Below are 7,218 nucleotides of genomic sequence, written 5' to 3' on the forward strand. Positions count from 1 at the left end.
AGGGACGGGAGTCCACACCGTGGTCACCAACGCATCGAAGCCCGCCGACACCGCCGTCGGCACCCAGCGCGTCAAGCGCGGCATGGCCGAACAGCTCAAGAACGGCGTCATCATGGACGTCGTCACCCCCGAGCAGGCCAAGATCGCCGAGGACGCCGGTGCCGTCGCCGTCATGGCCCTGGAGCGCGTCCCCGCCGACATCCGCAAGGACGGCGGCGTGGCCCGCATGTCCGACCCGGACATGATCGACGGCATCGTCGAGGCCGTGTCCATCCCGGTCATGGCCAAGGTCCGCATCGGCCACCTCGTCGAGGCCCAGGTCCTGGAGCACCTGGGCGTCGACTTCATCGACGAGTCCGAGGTCCTCACCCCCGCCGACGAGGCGTACCACATCGACAAGTGGGCGTTCACCGTCCCGTTCGTGTGCGGCGCCACCAACATCGGCGAGGCCCTGCGCCGCATCGCCGAGGGTGCGGCCATGATCCGCTCCAAGGGCGAGGCCGGTACCGGCAACGTGGTCGAGGCCACCCGGCACATGCGCTCCATCCGCTCCGACATCAAGCGCCTGGGCACCCTGGACGAGGCCGAGCTGTTCGGCGCCGCCAAGGAGCTGCGGGCGCCCTACGAGATCGTCAAGGAGGTCGCCGAGCTCGGCAAGCTGCCCGTGCCGCTGTTCTCCGCGGGCGGCGTCGCCACCCCCGCCGACGCCGCGCTCATGCGCCAGCTCGGCGCGGAGAGCGTGTTCGTCGGCTCGGGCATCTTCAAGTCCGGCGACCCCGCCAGGCGCGCCGACGCCATCGTGCAGGCCACCCTGCACTACGAGGACCCGGCCGTCATCGCGCGGGTCTCGCGCGGCCTGGGCGAGGCCATGGTCGGCATCAACCTGGATGACCTGGCCGAGTCCGAGCGTTACGCCGGACGGGGCTGGTAGCGGGCGACGGGCGGCGGCCCGTGCCGCCGCCCCGCCGCCGGCAGTTCCCCCTTCCGCGACACCACGAATGAGGCAGTACGTGACCGCCAGACCCACCATCGGCGTCCTGGCCCTCCAGGGCGACGTCGCCGAGCACCTGCGCGTCCTGGAGCAGTTGGACGTGGCCACCGCCAAGGTCCTGGACGCCGACACGCTCGACACCGTGGACGGGCTGGTCCTGCCCGGCGGCGAGTCGACCACCATGTCCAAGCTGGCCGTCCGCTACGGCCTGCTCGAACCACTGCGCAAACGGGTCCGGGCGGGGATGCCCGCCTACGGCACGTGCGCGGGCATGATCATGCTGGCCGACCGCCTGCTCGGCGGGATCGAGGACCAGGAGACCGTCGGCGGCATCGACATGACGGTGCGCCGCAACGCCTTCGGCCGCCAGACCGAGTCCTTCGAGGCAGCCGTCCCCGTCCAGGGGCTGGGGGAGGACCCCTTCGACGCGGTGTTCATCCGCGCTCCCTGGGTGGAGTCGGTGGGGCCCGAGGTCAGCGTGCTCGGCAGCGTTCCGGGCCGTGACGGGGCCGGTAGGATCGTCGCCGTACGACAGGGCGGCCTGATGGCCACGTCCTTCCATCCCGAACTGACCGGAGACGCGCGCATCCACCGGCTCTTCGTCGACATCGTGAGAGGACACGCATGAGCGGCCACTCCAAGTGGGCCACCACCAAGCACAAGAAAGCCGTCATCGACGCCAAGCGGGGCAAGCTCTTCGCCAAGCTGATCAAGAACGTCGAGGTGGCCGCGCGCACCGGTGGCGGTGACCCCGACGGCAACCCCACGCTCTACGACGCCATCCAGAAGGCGCGCAAGAACTCGGTCCCGCTCGACAACATCGAGCGCGCCCGCAAGCGCGGCTCCGGCGAGGAGGCCGGCGGCGCCGAGTGGCAGACCATCATGTACGAGGGCTACGCGCCCGGCGGCGTGGCGATGCTCGTGGAGTGCCTCACCGACAACCGCAACCGCGCCGCCTCCGAGGTGCGCGTGGCGGTGACCCGCAACGGCGGGAACATGGCGGACGCCGGTTCGGTGTCCTACCTGTTCAACCGCAAGGGCGTCGTCCTGGTGCCCAAGGAGGGCACCACCGAGGACGACGTCACCCTCGCCGTGCTGGAGGCCGGCGCGGAGGAGGTCGAGGACCTCGGCGAGTCCTTCGAGATCGTCTCCGAGGCCACCGACCTGGTGGCGGTGCGCACCGCGCTCCAGGAGGCCGGGATCGACTACGAGTCCGCCGACACCAACTGGCTGCCCACCATGGAGGTCCCGGTCGACGCCGAGACCGCCAAGAAGGTGATGCGCGTGGTGGACGCCCTGGAGGACTCCGACGACGTGCAGAACGTCTTCACCAACGCCGACATCCCCGACGAGGTCATGGCCGAGATCGGCTGAGACCCGCCCGCGACCGACGCCGGTGGCCGCGCCCGCGAGGGGCGCGGCCACCGGCGTGTCCGGAGCCTTGGAGGAGGTCGGTGCTGGCCGGTTCCGGCCAGGGCGCCCGGAAGGCGCGCGAATCGCGGCGATCCGTGATCGCCCGGACACGCGGGACGGTAAAGTCCGGTACGCCGTTCACCGTGGACTCCGTGTCCGGCCTCCGCCACCACCACCGAGGACCCCAGCATGAGCACGCCGCCGGAATACCCCTACGGCCCCTCCCAGCCCCACGGCCAGCAGCCCTACGGGCAGCCGCCCCAGCAGCCGGGCGGGCCGCAGATGCCCCCGGGCGGCCAGGACGGCTACCCGGCGGGCGGGAACCAGCCCTACCCGCCGCAGCAGCCCGGGTACGCACAGGCGCCGCAGCCCTCCGGGTCGGGGTTCTTCGGATCGCTGTTCGACCTCTCGTTCCGCGAGTTCGTCACGCCCAAGATCATCAAGGTCCTGTTCATCCTGTGGCTGGTCCTCATCGGCCTGTTCACCCTGTTCGGCGTGATCGGCGGCTTCGCCATGATGGGCGACCAGCCGTTCCTGGGGATCTTCTGGCTCTTCGGCAGCCTGCTCGTGGGCGCGATCTACGTCCTGCTGACCCGGATCGGGATGGAGATCCTCATCGTGGTCTTCCGGATCAGCGAGGACCTCTCGGCGATCCGCGGACAGCGCGGGATGTAGCCCCGGCCCGGCCGGTCAGCGCGGGGCGTCCGCCCGCGGGGAGCAACGGCCGCAAGGGGACGGGGACCGGGCCGAGGTTCGCACTGCGGCGAACCTCGGCCCGGAATCTCGTCCTGGAACGATCCTCGACCGTGCTGGCCTGGATGCTGATCAGCGCTGTGGTATCACGAGTACGGTCGAAGGTATGGCGGTCAAGGAGATCACGGTGACGGTTCCCGAGGAGCTCCTGGAGGAGATCAGAGCGGAGGCGGCGCAGCGGGGGCCGTCCGCGTACGTCGCCGAGGCCCTGCGGCTCAAGCGCGACCGGGACCGGTTGGGTGAGCTGGTCGATTGGCTGCACGAGGAGCACGGACCCGTCACGGGGGAGGAGCGGGCAGCGGCTCTCGCGCAGCTCGACGAACTCGACGCCGAGCACGAGCGCCGCCGCGCGATCGTCGTCGGCATCGGCAAGAACGAGTCCGGTCAGGGCCGGAGTACCACTGTGTGATGAGCGCTGGCCGCGCCGAACCCCCGTCTCTTGCCCATGGATGGCCATGGACGCCGAACGCCGGTGGCCGCCGTCCTTCGGGGAGCAGCGGCCACCGGCGTTCGCTGCGGTCAGTCCCGGCCGAGCGCGGCCACCAGCGCTGCCCACTCGGTGCCGGTGAACGTGAGGTGCCCGTGGCCGCGGTGTTGTGAGTCGCGTACGGCGAAGGACGTCGACCCGTTGGTGAAGGGCCCGGCTTCCACGCACTGGCCGCTGCCGCTGGCGCTGTAGGTACTGATGTGCCAGGCGACCGGTAGGAAGCCGGTCGCCTTGTCCATACTCATCGGAGTTCCTCTTCCAGGGCCGCGAGAAGCGCGGCAGTGTCCTCGTTACTCAAGCTGTGCTCGTGGAGCCAATCGTAAGTCTCCACGATTCGATCCACCGCATCGGTTTCCAGGTAGATGGAACCGGCAGGGCTCTCGATGTGGGCGACCTCTGGAAAGGGGTCCGACATCTTGAGGAGGTTGAAGGGGCCGTCGGGGCTGGCATGAGCCCCAGCGGTGAACGGAAGGACGCGAAGGTCGATGTTGGGCTCTTCGGCCATGGCGGACAAGTGCTGTAGCTGCTGGCCCATGACATCAGGGCCGCCTACCTGACGCCTGAGTACGGCTTCGTCGATGACCGCTGACAGGTGGAGGGGCTCCGCCCGGCTGAGGACCCGTTGGCGATCCATGCGCAGATTGATCCAGCGTTCGATCTCCCGCTTGGTCGAGTCCCTGTTGGCGATCAGCATCAGGGCGCGTGCGTAGTCCTCGGTCTGAAGCAGGCCGGGAACCGTCATCGTCGCGAAGACCCGCATCTCATGGGATCGGCTCTCCAACCATGCGAGGTCGATGGTGGAGCTCCAGACGTTGTCCTTGGAGTACTGCTCCCACCAGCCTGTTTGCCAGACATCTCCGGCCAACTCCATGACGGCTTCGCGCTGCTTCTTGTCGCTGACCCCGTACAGGTCGAGCATCGCGGCGGCGTCCACCCGGCGGATGGGGTAGATCCCCAGTTCGCAGCGGCTCACTGTTGAGATGTTGCGCTGTAGGTACTCCGCTACATCCTTGAGGGTGAGCCCCTTCCTCTCCCTGAAGTCCCGCAGGATCTGACCAAGCCACTGCGCTCGCAAGGTGACGCCTCGGTCTGTCGGCATGCGCTCCTCCTGGCCTGCTCCAAGGTCATACTGAGCAAATTGGCTTTCGCTCTTGTGGGTTCCCTTGCCATGTGCGACTCTAACAGAGGGTGAGATCTGGCTCACTCGAAACGGGAGAACCGGGCGGCAGGGCACTGTCCGGCCCGGCCACGAGACCACCGCCTGGGCCGCTCGCTGGAGTTGGCGCTCGTGTAGCGACCCAGGCGGTGCCTCTGAGAGGAGAACACCGCATGACCGAAGTCTGTGCCCTCCCGGCTCCGATTGTCCCCTACGACTGGGACGGCGTCGACACCTCTGTGGACGAGGAGGTTCCCGAACTGCTCAGCGAGGACCAGTTGGACCGGTACGTCGAGACCGTCTCCGAACTCCTGAGCGCGGCGGGCCTGCGCGTCACCCGCGACCCCGGCGACACCGCCCACCTGTCTGTCGGCAAATCCGGCGGGCGCTTCACCCTCGACCTGTACATCCGCGACGACCGCAGCACCGAGTGGACCATCGAGGGCGGTGACGAGACCCCGACCGGAACCACCGCGGTGGGGCTGGCGGCCTTCCTCGCACCGCTGATGCGGGCCGACACCGACCGCTGAACCAGGGAAGGGCTCCCGTCGCCCCCACGGGAGCCCTCACTCCGGTCCGTGCCTTCCCTCCACTCGTCTTGTGGTGAGAGTCCTTCGGCAGCCCTGGCGGCGCCAATTCGTGGCCCAACCGCACTGCGTGCTCGGCCTTGGAAAGCGAACGATCGATGAATGCTGTCTTACTCCGGTCTGAGGTCTTGATGGACGCGCTTTCCGCCTCTTGAGATCAGATTGGCCGGATCCGGCCACCTGGATTCTGCGGCCACGGGTTTAGCCACTGTTCGGCCCTGGGGCTCACGGTGGCGGGTGTGAGGGCGTGAGCGCGGGGCTGAGTCGCGTGCCTTGTGCGGGCTTGGTGGAACGGGATACCTTCGCGGCGGTTTGTGCCACCGATGACCGAATAAAACGGTTGTCGGCATCCCTCACTAGGACGGCTTCTTCTCCATGCGTCGCGCCCTGACCCGCATGACGGCGGCCTCGACTGCTGCTGCGCTGGCATTCACTTTGTTGTCCCCGGTTCCCGCCGCGGCCGACGACGAGGACACCCCCCGCAGCCGGCCGATGAGCCCTCCGCTGAAGGCAGGGAGGAGTCCAACGCCCTCGCCCTGGCAGCGGAGACGGGGGAGCGGGTGGAGATCACCTCGCTGACCGACGAGAAGACCCGGCACTTCGCCAACCCCGACGGCACCCTCACCGCGGAGATCTCCGCACTCCCGGCCCGGGTCCGCACCGACCAGGGCTGGACCGACGTGGACACCACCCTGGTCGACACCGGCGACGGCCTCCTGCGCCCCCGCGCCACCAACGCCGACCTGGCCTTCTCCGCCGGCGGCGACGCCCCCATGGTCACCCTCGGACTGGGGTCCAACTCCGTCTCCCTGGGGTGGGAGGGCGACCTTCCCGCCCCGGAGCTGGAGGGCAACCAGGCCACCTACCCCGACGTGCTGCCCGACGTCGACCTCGTCCTGACCGCGGGTGTCGAAGGCTTCGGCCAGGTGCTGGTGGTGCACACCCCCGAAGCGGCCGCCTCTCCCGAGCTGGCGGAACTGGAACTGGCCCTGGACACCGCCGGTGTCACCATGACCGCCGATGAGCACGGCAACCTCAGAGCCACCGGCGACGAGGGCGGCCAGAGCGTCTTCTCCGCCCCCGCCCCCACCATGTGGGACTCCACCGGAGCCGACCAGGCCACCGCCACCGGTGAGGACCCCGCCATGGCGCCGCTGACCACCTCCCAGGTCGAACCCCTGGAAGCCGCCGTCGGGGTCGACACCCTGAGCCTGGTTCCCGACCAGCAGATGCTCACCGACGAGGCGACCCAGTACCCGGTCTACATCGACCCCTCCATCACCGTCCACCGCCCCAACTGGACCTTCGTCGAGGCGGCCTTCCCGAACACCAACTACCTCAACGAACCCGACGAGCCCAGCGTCGGCGTGGGCCGCATCGAGTGGGACCGCGTCTACACCCGCCGGGCGTTCTTCCAGTTCTGGGTGGCCGGACGCACCAAGCAGGACACCACCACCATCCACGCCGCCACCCTGCGCACCGAGGTCGACTGGGCCTACGACTGCAACAGCGACTCCCACGTCCAACTCCACCGCACCGACCGCTTCGACGGCTCCACCACCTGGAACAACCAGCCCACCGCCCGCGATCACCTCGACACCCAGAACGTCACCGGCGGCTGGGCCACCTGCCCGGCCTCCAGCGGCGTGGAGTTCGACGCCACCGACGCCTACCAGTGGGGCGCCGACAACGACGAGGAGTACATCTACCTGCGTTTGAAGGAGCGCGACGAGGCCGGTACCACCGCCTGGCGCCGTTTCGACGTTACCGACGACCCGCCGGTGCTGGTGGTGGACTACAACAACAAGCCCGACCAGGTCGACACCGACTC

9 protein-coding genes are annotated in these 7,218 nt (G+C 69.0%); 7 read left to right on the forward strand and 2 right to left on the reverse strand.

Going from position 1 to position 7,218, the window contains the following annotated elements; genetic code table 11:
• Positions 1-19 precede the first annotated feature (19 nt).
• The 5 genes from pdxS to ACFHWE_RS01365 all read left to right on the forward strand — a co-directional run bounded on the left by pdxS (position 20) and on the right by ACFHWE_RS01365 (position 3,566).
• Positions 20-931, forward strand: coding sequence for a pyridoxal 5'-phosphate synthase lyase subunit PdxS (pdxS, locus tag ACFHWE_RS01345; RefSeq protein ID WP_416598673.1), 912 nt, complete (start codon positions 20-22; stop codon positions 929-931).
• Positions 932-1,010: 79 nt separating this feature from the next.
• A complete protein-coding gene (gene pdxT, locus ACFHWE_RS01350; RefSeq protein ID WP_416598674.1) occupies positions 1,011-1,619 on the forward strand; it encodes a pyridoxal 5'-phosphate synthase glutaminase subunit PdxT in 609 nt (202 codons plus the stop codon).
• Entirely contained in the window at positions 1,616-2,365 is a 750-nt protein-coding gene (locus ACFHWE_RS01355; RefSeq protein ID WP_416598675.1) for a YebC/PmpR family DNA-binding transcriptional regulator, read from the forward strand. Before pdxT ends, ACFHWE_RS01355 begins: the two co-directional genes overlap by 4 nt.
• Before the next feature lie 228 nt (positions 2,366-2,593).
• Positions 2,594-3,079: a DUF4282 domain-containing protein gene (locus ACFHWE_RS01360; protein ID WP_416598676.1), complete on the forward strand. Its 486-nt coding sequence runs from the start codon at positions 2,594-2,596 to the stop codon at positions 3,077-3,079.
• Positions 3,080-3,263: 184 nt separating this feature from the next.
• Positions 3,264-3,566: a CopG family transcriptional regulator gene (locus ACFHWE_RS01365; protein ID WP_416598677.1), complete on the forward strand. Its 303-nt coding sequence runs from the start codon at positions 3,264-3,266 to the stop codon at positions 3,564-3,566.
• A gap of 110 nt (positions 3,567-3,676) precedes the next feature.
• Here the strand turns inward: ACFHWE_RS01365 and ACFHWE_RS01370 are convergent, their stop codons facing one another.
• Together ACFHWE_RS01370 and ACFHWE_RS01375 are read right to left on the reverse strand one after the other, a co-directional pair.
• The gene (locus ACFHWE_RS01370; RefSeq protein WP_416598678.1) at positions 3,677-3,889 is read right to left on the reverse strand and encodes a DUF397 domain-containing protein; all 213 of its coding nucleotides are present in this window, start codon (positions 3,887-3,889) and stop codon (positions 3,677-3,679) included.
• Positions 3,886-4,743, reverse strand: coding sequence for a helix-turn-helix domain-containing protein (locus ACFHWE_RS01375; protein ID WP_416598679.1), 858 nt, complete (start codon positions 4,741-4,743; stop codon positions 3,886-3,888). The genes ACFHWE_RS01370 and ACFHWE_RS01375 overlap by 4 nt, the downstream gene beginning before the upstream one ends.
• A gap of 230 nt (positions 4,744-4,973) precedes the next feature.
• On the opposite strand from ACFHWE_RS01375, the gene ACFHWE_RS01380 reads away from it, so the two are divergent.
• Together ACFHWE_RS01380 and ACFHWE_RS01385 are read left to right on the forward strand one after the other, a co-directional pair.
• Positions 4,974-5,330 carry a hypothetical protein gene (locus tag ACFHWE_RS01380; RefSeq protein WP_416598680.1) on the forward strand — a complete coding sequence of 119 codons (357 nt, stop codon included), beginning with the start codon at positions 4,974-4,976 and terminating at the stop codon, positions 5,328-5,330.
• Between the two features lie 617 nt (positions 5,331-5,947).
• A partial coding sequence (locus ACFHWE_RS01385) for a DNRLRE domain-containing protein (RefSeq protein ID WP_416598681.1) occupies positions 5,948-7,218 on the forward strand: 1,271 nt, incomplete at its 3' end.

The sequence above is a fragment of the Nocardiopsis sp. LOL_012 genome, from assembly GCF_048060475.1.
Classification (GTDB): domain Bacteria; phylum Actinomycetota; class Actinomycetes; order Streptosporangiales; family Streptosporangiaceae; genus Nocardiopsis.